Genomic DNA, 15,474 nt, shown 5'->3' on the forward strand with positions numbered 1-15,474 from the left:
ATGAGCGCTAGACAACTCCCAGACAACCTGCACCGTGACACGTTGGCGGTGCGCGCTGGCATCGAGCCCAGCCAGTATGGTGAAAACAGCGAGGCGCTGTACCTGACCAGCAGTTTCGTGCAGCCCGACGCCGAAACCGCGCGCAAGCGTTTCGCCAACGAGGAAGACGGCTACACCTATAGCCGCGTGGGCAACCCGACCGTGACCGGCATGGAACAGCGCCTGGCCGCACTGGAAGGCACCGAGGCGGCCATGGCCACGTCGAGTGGCATGTCTGCCGTGCTCTTGCTGGGCATGGGCCTGCTGCGCGCCGGTGACCATGTGGTGTGCTCGCAGTCGGTGTTTGGCTCCACGCTGCGCCTGTTTGCCGTGGAGTTTGCCAAGTTCGGCGTGGAAACCACCTTTGTCTCGCAGACTGACGTGGCCCAGTGGCGCGCGGCGCTCAAACCCAACACCAAGTTGCTGTTTGCCGAAACGCCGACCAACCCGCTCACCGACATTTGCGACATCGCCGCGCTGGCCGAGGTGGCCCACACCGGTGGCGCGCTGCTGGCCGTGGACAACTGCTTTTGCACCCCCGCGCTGCAGCGCCCGGTGGAATTTGGCGCTGACTTTGTGATTCACTCCGGCACCAAGTACCTGGACGGCCAGGGCAGGGTGGTGGCCGGTGCCATTTGTTGTTCGCACAAGTATGTCAACGACGTCTTTTGGCCGATCAACCGCACCGCTGGCATGGTGCTGTCGCCCTTCAACGCCTGGGTCGTCACCAAGGGCATGGAAACACTCGCGATTCGTATGCGTGCCCAGTGCGACGCTGCGCTGGCGCTGGCGCAATGGCTGCAGCAGCAGCCCAATGTGGCCCATGTTTATTACCCCGGCCTGGCGTCACACCCGCAGCACGACCTGGCCATGCGCCAGCAAAGCGGCCTGGGTGGCGCAGTGGTGTCGTTTGACGTGCTTGCCGCCGATGCGACGCAGGGTCGCAAGCGCGCCTTTCACGTGATCGACAGCACCCAGGTGTGCTCGGTCACCACCAACCTGGGCGACACCAAGACCACCATCGCCCACCCCGCCACCACCTCGCACGGCCGCCTGACCGAAGCGCAGCGCCAGGCCGCCGGCATTGGCCAGGGCCTGATCCGTGTGGCCATGGGCCTGGAACACCTCGGTGACATCCAGGCCGACCTGGCCCGTGGCCTGCACAACCTGAATACCTTGTCATGACCCCAAAAACCCGTACCCGTTTCGCCCCATCGCCGACCGGTTTCATTCACCTGGGCAACATCCGCTCGGCGCTGTACCCCTGGGCGTTTGCGCGCTCGACGGGCGGCGACTTCATCTTGCGCATCGAAGACACCGACCTGGAGCGCTCCACCCAGGCGGCTGTCGATGTCATCATTGAGAGCATGGATTGGCTTGGACTCGATTACGACGAAGGTCCGTTCTACCAAATGCTGCGCATGGACCGCTACAAGGCGGTGCTGGCCGACATGGTGGCTGCCGGCCATGTTTACCCGTGCTACATGAGCATGGCTGAGCTCGATGCCCTGCGTGAAGCCCAGACCGTCGCCAAGGAAAAGCCGCGCTACGACGGTACCTGGCGCCCCGCGCCGGGCAAGACGCTGCCGCCCATTCCCGAAGGCGTGCAGCCGGTGCTGCGTTTCAAGAACCCGCAAGGTGGCTCGGTGGTGTGGGACGACAAGGTCAAGGGCCGCATCGAGATCAGCAACGACGAGCTTGACGACTTGGTCATTGCGCGCCCGGACGGCACGCCCACCTACAACTTCTGTGTGGTGGTGGACGATATCGACATGGACATCACTCATGTGATTCGCGGCGACGACCATGTCAACAACACGCCGCGCCAGATCAACATCTTCAAGGCACTCGGCAAGGAACCGCCGGTGTACGCCCATTTGCCCACGGTGCTCAATGAGCAGGGCGAAAAAATGAGCAAACGCAATGGCGCCAAGCCGGTCACCCAGTACCGTGAAGAAGGCTACTTGCCCGACGCCATGGTGAACTACCTGGCTCGCCTGGGTTGGAGCCATGGCGACGACGAGATTTTCAGCCGGGCACAGTTCCTGGAATGGTTCAACCTGGACCACCTGGGCAAGAGCGCCGCACAGTTTGACGAAGCCAAATTGCGCTGGGTCAACGCGCAGCATATCAAGAGCACGGCCGACGAGGTGCTGGCGCCGCTGGTGCAGGCGCAATTGGCCAAGCGCGGCATCGAAGCAGATGCGCGTTTGACCGGCATTTGCGCGCTGTTCAAGGACCGCTGCGACACCACCGTGGCACTGGCCGATTGGGCCGCCGTGTTTTATGCCGACGTGCAACCGACAGACGCCGATCTGGCCCAGCATGTGACCGACGCCGTCAAACCGGCGCTGACTCAGTTGGCTGACAAGCTCGCCACCTGCGCCTGGGACAAGGCCGGCATTGCCGCGGCCATCAAGGAAGTGCTGACGGCTTGCGGCCTGAAAATGCCGCTGTTGACCATGCCGGTGCGGGTGTTGGTGGTGGGAAATGCACACACGCCATCGCTGGATGCCTTGCTTTCTTTATTTGATCGTGAAAAAGTTATTGCCAGATTAAAAGCGGCTAAAAATTAACGCTATAATTTGAGGCTTGGAAACAAACACTGCTTCTAAACAAAGTGGTTGTGGATTCGGGGGTATAGCTCAGCTGGGAGAGCGCTTGCATGGCATGCAAGAGGTCAGCGGTTCGATCCCGCTTACCTCCACCAAAGTTTTCAAGAATGACGGAAGTCCAAAGGTTATGACCCCATCGTCTAGAGGCCTAGGACACTACCCTTTCACGGTAGGTACCGGGGTTCGAATCCCCGTGGGGTCGCCAGTTTATCGCAAGATAAATCGGCGCAAGTCGGTAACGGTTTGTCCGCAAGGGCAGATGACTTGGCTCGCAAGAGCAAACGTTAGCTACCAGGAGTGGTAGTTCAGTTGGTTAGAATACCGGCCTGTCACGCCGGGGGTCGCGGGTTCGAGTCCCGTCCGCTCCGCCAGATATAGCCCCAAGCAGTTGATCTGCTTGGGGCTTTTCTATTTCAATTTGTCAATCATCAGCTTGCGCCTTAATTTTCTTGACCCTGATTGGTCAGGCCAAGACGGTGTTTGGTGTTTGGCTGAAAGATGAAATGATGAGTTTGCAAACCTGGTGGTTGTTTGTTTTGATGACTTTTGTGGTCTCGGCCACACCGGGCCCCAACATGTTGCTGGTCTTGAGCAACAGCGCCCGCTTTGGGCTGCACGCCGCCATGGCCACCATGCTGGGCTGCATGAGTGCCTTGCTGGCCATGATGAGTATTTCGGCAGCAGGCCTGGGTGCCTTGTTGCAGCTGTTTCCAGCCGTGTTCGATGCCCTGCGCCTGGCCGGCGCCGCTTACCTGGCCTACCTGGGTATCAAAAGTTGGCGTGCGCCTGTGGTAGAGCACGCCGTCGAAGCCGCCGGCCTGATGGCGCCCGCGGTCAAGCGCGCAGCCCACTTTCGCCAAGGCATGTTGGTGGCCGCCAGCAACCCGAAGGCGATCCTGTTTGCCGTGGCTTTTTTGCCCCAGTTCATCAACCCGCTGCAGGCTCAATTGCCCCAGTTTGGCATTCTTTTGTTGACCTTTGCAGTCATCGAGGTGAGCTGGTATTTTGTTTACGCGCTCAGCGGAAAGCGCATGGCGGTCTACCTGGAGCGCGCCAGCGTCATGAAGATGTTCAACCGGGTGACCGGCGGCGCCTTTGTGGGCTTTGCCGCCATGATGGCTACTGTGCGGGACTGAACCGTTTCAGCAAACCCATTGACAAGGCGGTGCCCAGCAAAATGACGATACCGCAAATCAGCATCCAGGCCGTCACGGATTCCCCCAGAAACACCACACCGTAAAGCACGGCAAAAACCGGAATCAAGAAGGTGACGGTCAGCGAACCCGCCGCGCCCACCTTGTCCACCAGGCGGAAAAAAAGCACATAGGCTACCCCGGTGCACAACACACCGACTGCCAGCAATGCCAGCCATGCCGCGCTGCTGGGCGGCTGGCTGGGCCACAGCCACAGCGTGGGCAGGGCCAGGCCGAGGGTGGCGCCCAACTGGCTGCCGGTGGCAATCACCAGCGAGGGCACGCCGCCCAAATGGCGCTTGGTGAAACTGGCCGACAGGCCGTAACACAGGCAGGCACCCAGGCAGGCCAGCACCGCCCAGCCCGTGACCAGACCCGAGGCATCGGGCTTGAAGCTGGCCTTGCCCCAGGCCAGCATGGCCACCCCGACAAAGCCAATCAGCAAACCCAGAATCTTCATGCCATGGGGCCGGTCCTTGAGCCAGAGCCAGGCCACCAGCGCGCCAAACAGCGGCACGGTGGCATTCAGCAGCGAAGACAAACCGGTGCTGATCGACAGCAGCGCGTAGGCATACAGTGCAAAGGGAATGCCCGAATTGAGCATGCCCAGGAAAAAGATTTTTTTCCAATGAGTTGACAGGGCTTGCCACTGGCCGCGCAGCAGCAGCAAGGGCAACAGGAAAACGGCCGCAATGCCCACCCGCAGCCCGGCGGTGGGCAACGCGCCAAATTCAGCAGCGCCGAGCCGCGTGAATAAAAACGAGGCGCCCCAAATGGCACCCAGCAAGATGAATTCGGTTAGCCAGACTTTCGGGGGATGCGATGAAGTCAAACCGCGCCTTCGAGCTTGAGCAAGGCGGCCTTGCGATCCAGCCCGCCCGCGTAGCCGGTCAAGGCCCCGTTGGCGCCCAGCACGCGGTGGCAGGGCACCACGATGCTCACGGGGTTGCGCCCCACCGCACTGCTGACAGCCCGCACCGCGCTAGGTCGGCCCAGTTGGGCGCTCAAGGCGCCGTAGCTGCAGCTTGTGCCAAAAGGCAGGCTTTGCAGCGCCTGCCACACGGTTTGCTGAAAGGGGGTGCCAGCGCTCAGGTCCAGCGGCAGGTCAAATTGGCGGCGTTGTCCGGCAAAGTACTGGGTCAATTGCACCGTGGCTTGTTGTAGCAGCGGGTGATCTTCAACCGTGGGCCACCTGCTGGCGTCAGGCTGGTGGCGCTGGCCTTCGAACCAGACGCCGCATACGCCTTGTGGGCTGGCTGCAACGCGGATGAGGCCCAGTGGGCTGTCAAAGGTGGCGGTCAAGGGGGCGGCATTCTTGTTCATTTTTTAACAGGTTAAAAGCCCCGGATGATAAGCGCTGCACCCGCTTCAAGCGAACATTCGGGGCCCGTGGTGGACAACGCGGCACCTACAATTGTGCGCTTGACCCATTCCATCCCCAAGTACATGCCATGCAATTGACAGCTTCCATTTTCAAGGCCTACGACATTCGTGGTGTCGTGCCCAGCACCATTGACGCCCCAGTGGCACAAGCGCTGGGCCGGGCCTTTGGCACGGTGGCCTTGCGCGAAGGGCAAACGGCGGTGGCGGTGGGCCGTGACGGCCGTCTGAGCGGTCCGGACTTGAGCACCGCCCTGATGCGCGGCCTCGCCGAGGCGGGTGTTGAGGTCATCGACATCGGCCTGGCCACCACGCCCATGCTCTACTTTGCCGCCAATACCTTGTGCAACAGCGGTATTCAGGTGACCGGCAGCCACAACCCCAAGGACTACAACGGTTTCAAGATGGTGCTGGCCGGTCGCGCCATTTATGGCGACGAGATCCAGGCGCTGCGCCGCATGATGGAAGCGGAAACCTGGGAACTGCGCGCCAATGGTCAGGTGCGCCGCGTGGACGTGCTGGCGGCTTACCAGGCGCGCATTGTGGGCGACATCAAACTGGCGCGCCCCCTGAAAATTGTGGTGGACTGCGGCAACGGCATTGCCGGTGCGTCGGCCCCTGGCATCCTGCGCGCCATTGGCTGCGAGGTGACCGAGCTGTTCAGTGAAGTCGATGGCAATTTCCCCAATCACCACCCCGACCCAAGCAAGCCCGAGAATCTGCGCGATGTGATGGCCGCGCTCAAAAGTGGCGATGCCGAACTGGGCCTGGCCTTTGACGGCGACGGCGACCGCCTGGGACTAGTCACCAAAGAGGGCAATACCATTTACCCTGACCGTCAGATGATGTTGTTTGCCCGTGACGTGCTGAAGCGCGCGCCGGGCGGCACCATTTTGTTTGATGTGAAATGTTCACAACAGCTGGCGCCGGCCATCGCGGCCGCGGGCGGCGTGCCGATGATGTTCAAAACCGGCCATTCGCTCATCAAGGCCAAGATGAAAGAGATCGACTCGCCGCTGGGCGGAGAGATGAGCGGTCACATTTTCTTTAAAGAGCGCTGGTACGGCTTTGACGACGGCACCTACGCGGGCTGCCGCCTGCTTGAAATTTTGAGCCAATCGCCGGACGCCAACGCGGTGCTGAACGCCTTGCCCAGCAGTTTTTCGACCCCGGAACTCAACGTGAAATGTGACGAAGGCCAGCCGCAAATTCTGGTCACGCAACTGGTGTCACGCACTGATTTTGCTGCGCCGGCCACGCTCAACACCATCGACGGGCTGCGGGTCGATTGGCCCGATGGTTTTGGTTTGATTCGCGCCTCCAACACCACGCCGGTGCTGGTGCTGCGCTTTGAAGGCCATACGCCCGAGGCGCTGGCGCGCATCCAGACTGACATGATGACGCTGTTGCACCAGGTGCTGCCCGGTGCTGTCACCGACGAGGCCGCGCATTGAAGATTCTGATCGTCAAGCTGTCATCGCTTGGCGACGTGGTGCACGCCATGCCGGCGGTGCAAGATATTTTGCGCGCCCTGCCTGAGGCGCATATCGATTGGGTGGTGGAGCGCGGTTTTGCCCCGCTGGCGCAACGCTGCCAGGGCGTTCGGCGCGTCATTGCCAGTGACTTGCGGCGCTGGCGCAAAGCCCCTTTCAGCACTGACACACGAAGCGCCTGGCGGGCATTCAAGTTTGAACTGCAGCTGGAAGCCTACGATGCGGTGATCGATTTGCAGGGCCTGACCAAGTCGGCGCTGGTGTCGTGGCTGGCCCGTTTAAGCCCCGGTGGCCAGCGCTACGGCCTGGCCAACCAGACCGAAGGCTCCAGCTTTGAGGCCCCTGCGCGCTGGGTGGCGCACCAGGCCATCACGCTGCCGGCGCACAGCCACGCCGTGATGCGCTCGCGTGAGTTGTGTGCGCAGGCGCTGCACTACCGAGTGCCCGACGAGCTGTCGTTTGGTCTGGTGACGCAACAGGCTCAGGTGTCACGGGCCAGCGCCGGGATGGCATCGGCGTCGGGTCTGCGCGGCACAGTGGCGCTGGTGCACGGCACCTCGCGCGCTGACAAACAATGGCCGCTGGCGCATTGGCGCGCGCTGGCTCAGCGGCTTAACGCCACCGGCTTGGGCGTGGTCTTGCCACACGGCAGCCCGGCCGAGCTGCAAACCGCAAACGACATTGCCCAGGGTCTGGCCCATGCCCAGGTGTGGCCGCCTTTGAAGCTGGATGCGCTCACCGACGCGCTGGCCACTTGCAGCGGTGTGATCGGCGTCGACAGCGGCCTGAGCCACATCGCCGTGGCGCTGGACCTGCCCCATGTGCAGATTTACAACTTCGACACCGCCTGGCGTACCGGGCCATTGGCGGCATCACCGCGCCAATGCAGCGTGTTCGCCCAGCCCACGCCCTCAGTTGACGCTGTCTGGCAGGCCTGGCTTGGCGTGTCGGCTGTCGCATGATTCTTTGGCTCTACTCCTGGCTGATGTGGCTGGCCCAGCCATTTCTTCGGCGTAAACTGCTGCGCCGCAGCGTTCAGGAGCCAGGCTACGGCCAATGCATTGAAGAACGCTTTGGCCGCTATGCGCAACCAGTGCCCGCGCATGACGGCCCAACCGTCTGGCTGCATGCCGTGTCTTTGGGCGAGACCCGCGCCGCTGCCGTGTTGATCACAGCATTGCGTGAGCAGTTGCCGCACATGCGCCTGCTGCTGACCCATGGCACCGCGACCGGCCGCGCCGAAGGTGTCAAACGACTTGAAGCGGGCGACTTGCAAGCCTGGCAGCCATGGGACACGCCGGGTGCGGTGCAGCGTTTTTTGAGCCACTTCAAGCCTGATCTGGGCATCTTGATGGAAACCGAAGTCTGGCCGAATCTGGCGCATGCTTGCCAGCGACTGGGTGTGCCGCTGGTGCTGGTGAACGCGCGCCTGAGCGACAAGTCGCTGCGGCAAGCACAGCGACTGGCTTGGCTGGCACGGCCGGCCTTTGCCGCCCTGACAGGTGTTTGGGCGCAAACCCCGCAGGACGCACAACGGCTGCAGTCCTTGGGCGCCAAAGTGAAGGGCGTGGCGGGTAACCTCAAGTTTGACGCGGCGCCCAACGCAGCGCAGTTGGCGCTGGGGCAGCAGTGGCGCGCGCAATTGGCACGTCCCGTGGTGATGTTCGCCAGCTCGCGCGAGGGCGAAGAGCTGGCGTTGCTGCAGATCCTGGGCCGTGTGCCCAGTCATGCCGCAAACGTGCAATGGCTCATCGTGCCGCGCCATCCGCAGCGCTTCGATGACGTGGCCGCCTTGATCGAAGCCCATGGTTTTGCCGTGCAGCGGCGCAGTGCCTGGGGGCAGGGCGGGCCGCCTGCCGCAGCCGATGAAAAACAGGTCATTTGGCTCGGTGATTCTCTGGGCGAAATGGCGCTGTATTACGGTCTTGCTGACGTGGCCCTGCTGGGTGGCAGTTTTGAGCCGCTGGGTGGCCAGAACCTGATCGAAGCCGCCGCCTGTGGCTGCCCGGTGGTGATGGGACCGCATACCTTCAATTTTTTGGAGGCGGCTGAGCAGGCAGAGTTGGCGGGTGCGGCGCTGCGGGTGGCTGACTTGGCCGAGGCCGTTGCGATGGCAGGAGCGCTGTGTTTTGACCGCCCTCGCTCGGAAGTCATACGGCAGGCTGCCAAACGCTTCGCTCAATCGCATCAGGGGGCAGCCCAGCGCTTGGGAGAAATGTTGGCAAGCGAATGGTCACAGAGGGATTTGTCCAAGTAGCCCATGCTCCATCAGTTTCTTTTTGCTTCAAATTTGTCTTTTAATCTGGACAAATGTTGAATAAACAACAATAATGTCTTTTATGAAGGACATTATTCGTTTACCCCAAGACCTTGGTAAAGCCATCAGGAATGCCCGAAAAGAGCTAGGGCTCAAAACCACCGATATTGCAAAGCACAGCGGGCGTAGTCGTGACGTGTTGTACCGTCTGGAGCACGGCGATGACGTGACCGTGTCGTCGTTGATAGCGATCCTCGCAGCCATGGGTCTGGTGCTACGCCTTGAGCAAGCCGGTCTGCCCACCTTGCAAGAAATGACCGAGCGCTTTGCCGATCTGGACGATGATGATGCTTCCTGAAAAAATCAAGCTGCTTGACGTGGTGATCGGCTTAAAAGGTGCTGGGCAGTTGTTGCATCAAAGCAGGTTTGAGTTTCGTTACCTGGATCCCAACCCAAGCCAGCCCGCCGTGGGCCTTTTGATGCCGCCGTCCAGGTTGACTTATGAAGACAGCGCGTTGTTTCCCGTGATGGACCAGAATCTGCCCGAGGGCGATTTGTTCATGCGGCTCAGGCAAATGTTCCCCAAACAGCCTTTGACAGCCATGCATCTGCTGGCGCTGGCGGGTGCCAATGGCATTGGTCGCCTTGGCTTTTCAATGCCGGGCATTGCGCCCGCGCCGCAAGCGCCCGTTATCTCCCGAGCGCAGTTGCTGTCTACCGCGTTCACGCCAGAAGTTTTCGACGATTTGGTCCGCGCGTATCTCAGCACGGGCGCCGGTGTCGCCGGCATGCAGCCCAAGATCATGGTGCCGGTGCGGGCGACCATTCCCATTCCTACCGTGATCGTCAAAGCAGCGTCAGCAGCCTACCCAGGCCTGGCTGCCAATGAGTTTCTTTGTCTGAAAGCCGCCAGTGCAGCAGGCATTCTGACACCCGGTTTTGATTTGTCTGACGACGGCCAGATCCTGCTGGTCGACCGCTTTGACATCGATGCCAACGGGGATCGGACTGGCTTTGAAGACGTGGCCTCCCTCATGGGTTTGCGGGTTCGCGACACGCTTTCTGATCGCAAATACCACGGGAGCTACGAGCGGATCGCTGAGGCGTTGAAGATGCTGCGCTTGCCAGATGCTGATTTGCACCGATTCTTTGAACAAGTCGCTTTCACCGTGATGGTTTCCAACGGGGATGGCCACCTGAAGAATTTTGGCGTGCTGTATGGCGACGCGCATGGTGTGCGCCTGGCCCCCATGTTTGACGTGGTCACCACCAGAATCTACCGATACGCGCGGCTACAGGGTGGGGCGGACCTGGAAGACCAGACCCTGGCGCTTAAATTGTTCGCAGGCAAGGGCCAGACCCGGACTTACCCCACCACTGAAGAATTGCTACGTTTTGGTCGGGAGGTGTGTCGTGTGACTGTCCCGCAGAGCGTGCTCGCGCGCATTGCGCAGGCCATGTCCGACACCTTGGTCCAGGCCCGCCAGGACGCGCGCATTCCGCCGACTACCCTGCGCGATATGGCTACGCTGTGGGACAGTGGCATGGCTTACGCCCGGGCATGACCGGCTCTGCTACCTGACTTCCGCCAGGCGGGGCCATCACAGCCTTGTTCAATCCGCGCCGCAATTGATCAAGCCTCATTCGTTTGATCCAAATCAAACAACTTAAAAATTCAAAAAACCAAAAAAGCCATTTCAGGCTGTGGGGACACTATGATCGCCTGCAAAGTTCTTGTAAAGATTTGTGTACCCGGGTTGAAGAACTTTTTGCCGAGTCATCCTGAATGGATGAACGCTTGGTCGATCAAACGACAGAAATGTAAAGGATTAGCAGCATGAAAAATATCTCTGGATTCAAGCAGTTTCTCAAGGTCACGCTTCGATGCGCGATCATGAGTGCGGTACTTGCCGGTGGTGTCGCCATGGCGGCGGAGCCCCAGGATTTGTTGCTCAAGGGCGATGCCAAATGTACCGGTTGTCATGATGAAGCTGACGACACTGGTGTTGCGTCCAAGACCATGCTGGAGGCACGCCCCTCGGTGCTGGCGATTGGCAAGACCCGTCACGGTGTCAAGGCCGATAGCCGCAGCCCCACCTGCACGGATTGCCACGGTGACAGCAATAATCACAAAGATTACAAGGGTGGCGACAAGCCGCCCAAAGCCGACCGCACCTTTGGTAAAAAGTCCACAACTCCGGTGCAAGTGCGCAATGATTCGTGTCTGAGTTGTCACCAAAAAGATGCCAAGCGCTCGCATTGGGAGGGCAGTGCCCACCAGACCAGGGACGTGGCATGCACATCGTGCCATCAGGTTCACGCCGCCCATGACAAGGTGCGCGACAAGAAGACCGAGGCCGGGGTCTGCTTCACCTGCCACAAGGAGCAGCGCGTACAGGTCAACAAGCCCTCACGCCATCCCATTCCAGAAGGCAAAGTCGCCTGCTCCGACTGCCACAACCCGCATGGCTCCGCCGGACCGAGCATGATGGTGCGCGACAGCGTGGTGGACACCTGCTACACCTGCCACATGGAAAAACGTGGCCCGTTCGTGCGCAACCATCAGCCTGTGCAAGAAGATTGTTCGATTTGTCACAACCCGCATGGCACGACCAATGCGAATTTGCTCAAAACCCGCGGTCCGTTTTTGTGTCAGCAATGTCATGAACCGACCAGTCATCGCGGTGGCATTGCGTCTTTGCAAACTACGACCGGGTCTACCAGCACCAATACAGTGGCGCGCGATTGTTTGAACTGCCACACCCAGATTCACGGCACCAACAATCCAATAAATACGTCCAATGAGCGCACCTTCCGTCGCTGATAGACCCAAAGGAGAATCATCATGAAAACAAATAGTCATTCGGTTTTTCCTCTGGCGGCATTGGCTGCGGCGCTGCTGGCGGCTTATGGCCCTGTCTTGGCCCAAGAGAGCGACGAGTTGACCCAACTTATCACACCCGAGAGCAGCTTCAGCGTTGGCGTCGGACATCTGTCCAAAGATGCGCCGCGCTTTGGCCAATACAGCGGCGTGCGCGACAAGGGCGTCTACGGCCTGCTGGATGTGGACTTTGTCCGGCGCGACGAGGCCACCGGTACTTGGCTCAAATTCAGCGGCCAGAACCTCGGCCTCGATAGCCGGGAATTTCGCATCAGCCATGATCGTCAGGGCGACTGGGCCTACTATCTGGACTACAACCAGACACCGCGCTACGAGCCTTACACGGTGACTACCGCCGTGACCGGCATTGGCACGGCGAATTTGGTTATTCCCACGACATCAACTGCGGGTAGTGCAGTTCAATTAAAAACCAAACGTGAAGCCATTGGCCTGGGCTTCAGCAAGCAACTGGGCAACGGTTTTGATGTTCGAGTCACCGCACGCAACGAAGAAAAGGACGGCGCACGCTTGTTTGCTCGGGGAACCACTGGCAGTAACGGATTTGGGTTTACTCCAGAGCCGATCAATTCCACTACCCGGCAAATCGAAGCCATCGTCGGCTACAACACCGAACGGTTGACTTTGTCGGGGGGATATTACGGCACGGCATACATCAACCAGAATACGGCCTTGACGACAACTGGTGGCGCCGGCGCTATTGCGGCATTTACACCGATCGGGCTGCCGCCCGATAACCAGTCGCACCAGTTGTCGTTGGCAGGGGCCTATCGCTTCACGCCGACCACGCGTGGCACCTTCAAGGTGGCCTATGCCAGGGCGACTCAGGACGATCCATTTTTGACGGGCGTGGCTTTGGCACCAGCCATCGTAGGTGTTAACAACCTCGGGGCCCGCGTTGACACGACACTGGTTCAAATGGGTCTCACGGCGCGACCTATGCCCCAGCTCTCGCTGCTGGCCAATTTCCGTTACGAGGACCGGGACGATAAAACGCCGGTTCTGAAATACGGCGTTGTAACTTCCGGCAGCTGGGATGGCTCTAACGAACCACGATCGACCAGAACGACCAGCGGCAAGCTCGAAGCAAGTTACCAGTTGCCGATGGCCCTGCGCGTGACCGGTGGCATTGACTATGAAGAGAAGGAGCGCAACACTTCCGCCGTGCGCTCCGTCAGCTTCCGCGACAAAACGCAGGAGGCCTCGTATCGGATCGAACTGCGGCGTTCCATGTCGGATACCCTCACCGGCGCTGTCTCGTATGTTCGCAGCGATCGAGATGGCTCTGATTTCCTGACCACCAGGACCTTGGACGGCGCTGTAGGCAGCAATCTGGTCGCGCCGCTGCACTTGGCCGACCGGGAGCGCGACAAGCTGCGTCTCTCGCTCAACTGGGAGCCGACCGAGCTACTGTCGGTGCAGTTCGTGGCCGATAACATGCAGGATGACTATGGGCAGCGAACCGCTGCCGCGTTGGGCATCCGCGAAAGCGAGTCTGAAAATTACGCAATCGATGCCGCTTATGCAATTTCCGATAAATGGCAGGCCAATGCTTGGGCGTCATTTAATGAAAATAATGTCACCCAATCCACAAGTACTACCAATCCCAATAGGCCTTGGGCTGCCAACCTTGGAAGCAAAACCAATGCTTTCGGTGTGGGCTTGCGGGGCCAAATCAGCGCCAAACTCGAAGCGGGCGTTGATCTGAGTCATTCCGACATCGTCGACAAATACCAGCAGGCATTCACGGATGGCGGCGCCGGAGCGGCGCCGGTATTGCCTGACGTCGCAACCCGACTGACCAGCGTCAAATTGTTCGGAACCTACACCGTGGACAAACGCTCCAGCGTGCGCCTGGATTACGTGTATGACCGCTATAAATCCAATGACTGGACCTGGTCAAACTTCACCTACGCCGACGGCACCCGGCTAAGTCAAAACCCCAAGCAGTCGGTTAATTTCATTGGTGTTTCCTATATGTACAAGTTCCAGTAATCGGCCGATCGGGCCGGTGAAATCCGGCCCAATTGTCCTGCTAGTGGGCGTGGCTCATGAGTTTGAAATTGACTTAAGCTAACGCAAGGACCCTGAAGCCGTGCGGGCGCTTCAGGGCAGCGAGCTCATGCTGCTCCGGGCGATTAGAAAGATCATCATTCGGGACATGCTGGGGCGGATTAAGGGTCGGTAACTTTCCCCCGCCATGGCCGACTGAAGTCGACCCCTTCAGTAAGCTCAAACGCTTACTTGGCCAGCAGCGCGTTCACCGCGTTCAGGTCGTCCGCCTTGAGCGAGCCATTGGCCTGGCGCAGTTTCAGGCCACCCAGCAGCACGTCGTAGCGTGCCTTGGCCAGTTTGGCCTTGGTGTCGAACAGCGCAGTCTGGGCATTGAGCACGTCGATGTTGATGCGCACACCCACCTGGTAGCCCAGTTTGGTGGCATCGAGCGCGCTTTGGCTGGAGGCTTCGGCGGCTTCCAGGGCCTTGACCTGGCCCAGGCCGGATTCAACACCAAAAAACGCGGTACGTGTGCTTTGCGCCACGCCGCGCTTGGCGGCGTCAAGGTCGCTGCGGGCCTTGTCTTCCAGCGACAAGGTTTCCTTGATGCGGTTTTGAATGGCGTAACCGGCAAACAACGGCAGGTTGAAGCTCAAGCCGACCTGTGCCACATTGGTGCGGTAATCCTGCGTGGTATTGGATGAGCCGTTGTTTTGGGTGATGTTGTAGCTACCGGTCAAATCCAGCGTGGGCTTGTTGCCTGCTTGCGCTTTTTGGGTTTCAAGCTGGGCCACTTCCAGGCCCAGTTGGGCTTGGCGCACGGCTGGGCTCATGGCTTCCGACTGGGCGACCCAAGCGGTCACGTCCGCGGGTGCAACGGGGGCAATCACCACGGGCATGGCCAGCGGCTTGGGTGCGGCACCAGCTTTGCCGGTGAGTTGGTCGAGCGCCAATTTCTTGACGCGCAGGTCGTTCTCGGCGGCAATTTCCTGCGCCAGCACCAGGTCAAAGCGGGCCTGGGCCTCGCGGGTGTCGGTGATGGTGGCGGTGCCGACTTCAAAGTTGCGTTTGGCCGAGGCCAGTTGCTCGGACACCGCAGACTTTTGCGCCTTGACAAAGTTCAGGCTGTCGTTGGAGGCCAGCACATCAAAGTAGACCTGACTGACGCGCACGATCAGGTCCTGGTCGGCTGCCTGCAATTGGGCCTGGGCCACGCCAACCGACTTTTCTCCTTGCGCAGCCGTGGCGACATTGGCGGGCCGGTACAAGGGCTGGCTCGCGCTCAGGGTGGCGCTTTGGTTGCCGTAAGAGCCGCGGTCAAATTGTGTGGTGTCGCTTGAAACGTTGGTGCGGTTCACCCCCATGGCCAGACCGACGGTGGGCAGCAGCCCCGCCTTGGCCTGTTCTGCCTTGGCCAGATTGGCCTCAAACAGTGACTTGGCCGACTGGTAGCTGGCATCAAAGCCGCGTGCCGCATCAAAGAGCTCCACCAGACTTTGGGCCTGTGCGGGCAGCACGAAGGCGGCGGTCAGGGCCAGAGCAAGGGGGAGTTGACGCAGAATCATGATGGTGTGCCTGAGGTGAGGTGCTAGCAAGTAGCGGG

At 60.3% G+C, this 15,474-nt stretch carries 13 protein-coding genes and 3 tRNA genes; 13 read left to right on the forward strand and 3 right to left on the reverse strand.

Annotated elements, in window-relative coordinates; all coding sequences use genetic code 11:
- The 6 genes from Q7U49_RS13395 to Q7U49_RS13420 all read left to right on the forward strand — a co-directional run bounded on the left by Q7U49_RS13395 (window position 1) and on the right by Q7U49_RS13420 (window position 3,790).
- The gene (locus tag Q7U49_RS13395) at window positions 1-1,224 is read left to right on the forward strand and encodes an O-succinylhomoserine sulfhydrylase (RefSeq protein ID WP_304764777.1); all 1,224 of its coding nucleotides are present in this window, start codon (window positions 1-3) and stop codon (window positions 1,222-1,224) included.
- Window positions 1,221-2,615, forward strand: a complete 1,395-nt coding sequence (gene gltX, locus Q7U49_RS13400; RefSeq protein ID WP_304764778.1) for a glutamate--tRNA ligase — start codon at window positions 1,221-1,223, stop codon at window positions 2,613-2,615. The genes Q7U49_RS13395 and gltX overlap by 4 nt, the downstream gene beginning before the upstream one ends.
- Before the next feature lie 58 nt (window positions 2,616-2,673).
- Window positions 2,674-2,749 (forward strand) — tRNA-Ala (locus Q7U49_RS13405).
- 34 nt (window positions 2,750-2,783) lie between these two features.
- Window positions 2,784-2,859, forward strand: a tRNA-Glu gene (locus tag Q7U49_RS13410).
- Window positions 2,860-2,948: 89 nt separating this feature from the next.
- Window positions 2,949-3,025 (forward strand) — tRNA-Asp (locus Q7U49_RS13415).
- Window positions 3,026-3,160: 135 nt separating this feature from the next.
- On the forward strand, window positions 3,161-3,790 hold the full coding sequence (locus Q7U49_RS13420) for a LysE family translocator (protein WP_304765197.1): 630 nt from the start codon (window positions 3,161-3,163) through the stop codon (window positions 3,788-3,790).
- On the opposite strand, the gene Q7U49_RS13425 is transcribed toward Q7U49_RS13420, so the two are convergent.
- Together Q7U49_RS13425 and Q7U49_RS13430 are read right to left on the reverse strand one after the other, a co-directional pair.
- A complete protein-coding gene (locus Q7U49_RS13425) occupies window positions 3,774-4,679 on the reverse strand; it encodes a DMT family transporter (RefSeq protein ID WP_304764779.1) in 906 nt (301 codons plus the stop codon). The genes Q7U49_RS13420 and Q7U49_RS13425 overlap by 17 nt on opposite strands.
- On the reverse strand, window positions 4,676-5,170 hold the full coding sequence (locus tag Q7U49_RS13430) for a methylated-DNA--[protein]-cysteine S-methyltransferase (protein ID WP_304764780.1): 495 nt from the start codon (window positions 5,168-5,170) through the stop codon (window positions 4,676-4,678). The genes Q7U49_RS13425 and Q7U49_RS13430 overlap by 4 nt, the downstream gene beginning before the upstream one ends.
- 128 nt (window positions 5,171-5,298) lie before the next feature.
- On the opposite strand from Q7U49_RS13430, the gene Q7U49_RS13435 reads away from it, so the two are divergent.
- The 7 genes from Q7U49_RS13435 (at window position 5,299) to Q7U49_RS13465 (ending at window position 13,871) form a co-directional block, all read left to right on the forward strand.
- A complete protein-coding gene (locus Q7U49_RS13435; protein ID WP_304764781.1) occupies window positions 5,299-6,681 on the forward strand; it encodes a phosphomannomutase/phosphoglucomutase in 1,383 nt (460 codons plus the stop codon).
- The gene (gene waaC, locus Q7U49_RS13440; protein ID WP_304764782.1) at window positions 6,678-7,682 is read left to right on the forward strand and encodes a lipopolysaccharide heptosyltransferase I; all 1,005 of its coding nucleotides are present in this window, start codon (window positions 6,678-6,680) and stop codon (window positions 7,680-7,682) included. Before Q7U49_RS13435 ends, waaC begins: the two co-directional genes overlap by 4 nt.
- Window positions 7,679-8,977, forward strand: a complete 1,299-nt coding sequence (locus Q7U49_RS13445) for a 3-deoxy-D-manno-octulosonic acid transferase (RefSeq protein WP_304764783.1) — start codon at window positions 7,679-7,681, stop codon at window positions 8,975-8,977. The genes waaC and Q7U49_RS13445 overlap by 4 nt, the downstream gene beginning before the upstream one ends.
- Before the next feature lie 82 nt (window positions 8,978-9,059).
- Window positions 9,060-9,335 carry a helix-turn-helix domain-containing protein gene (locus Q7U49_RS13450; RefSeq protein WP_304764784.1) on the forward strand — a complete coding sequence of 92 codons (276 nt, stop codon included), beginning with the start codon at window positions 9,060-9,062 and terminating at the stop codon, window positions 9,333-9,335.
- Window positions 9,325-10,542: a type II toxin-antitoxin system HipA family toxin gene (locus tag Q7U49_RS13455; RefSeq protein ID WP_304764785.1), complete on the forward strand. Its 1,218-nt coding sequence runs from the start codon at window positions 9,325-9,327 to the stop codon at window positions 10,540-10,542. The genes Q7U49_RS13450 and Q7U49_RS13455 overlap by 11 nt, the downstream gene beginning before the upstream one ends.
- Before the next feature lie 272 nt (window positions 10,543-10,814).
- Window positions 10,815-11,801: a DmsE family decaheme c-type cytochrome gene (locus tag Q7U49_RS13460; protein WP_304764786.1), complete on the forward strand. Its 987-nt coding sequence runs from the start codon at window positions 10,815-10,817 to the stop codon at window positions 11,799-11,801.
- Window positions 11,802-11,822: 21 nt separating this feature from the next.
- Entirely contained in the window at window positions 11,823-13,871 is a 2,049-nt protein-coding gene (locus Q7U49_RS13465) for an MtrB/PioB family decaheme-associated outer membrane protein (protein ID WP_304764787.1), read from the forward strand.
- Window positions 13,872-14,116: 245 nt separating this feature from the next.
- On the opposite strand, the gene Q7U49_RS13470 is transcribed toward Q7U49_RS13465, so the two are convergent.
- On the reverse strand, window positions 14,117-15,436 hold the full coding sequence (locus Q7U49_RS13470) for a TolC family outer membrane protein (protein ID WP_304764788.1): 1,320 nt from the start codon (window positions 15,434-15,436) through the stop codon (window positions 14,117-14,119).
- Window positions 15,437-15,474: the final 38 nt, after the last annotated feature.

Origin of the sequence: Rhodoferax sp. (assembly GCF_030653815.1) — a bacterium.
In the GTDB taxonomy this organism is placed as follows: Bacteria; Pseudomonadota; Gammaproteobacteria; order Burkholderiales; family Burkholderiaceae_C; genus Rhodoferax.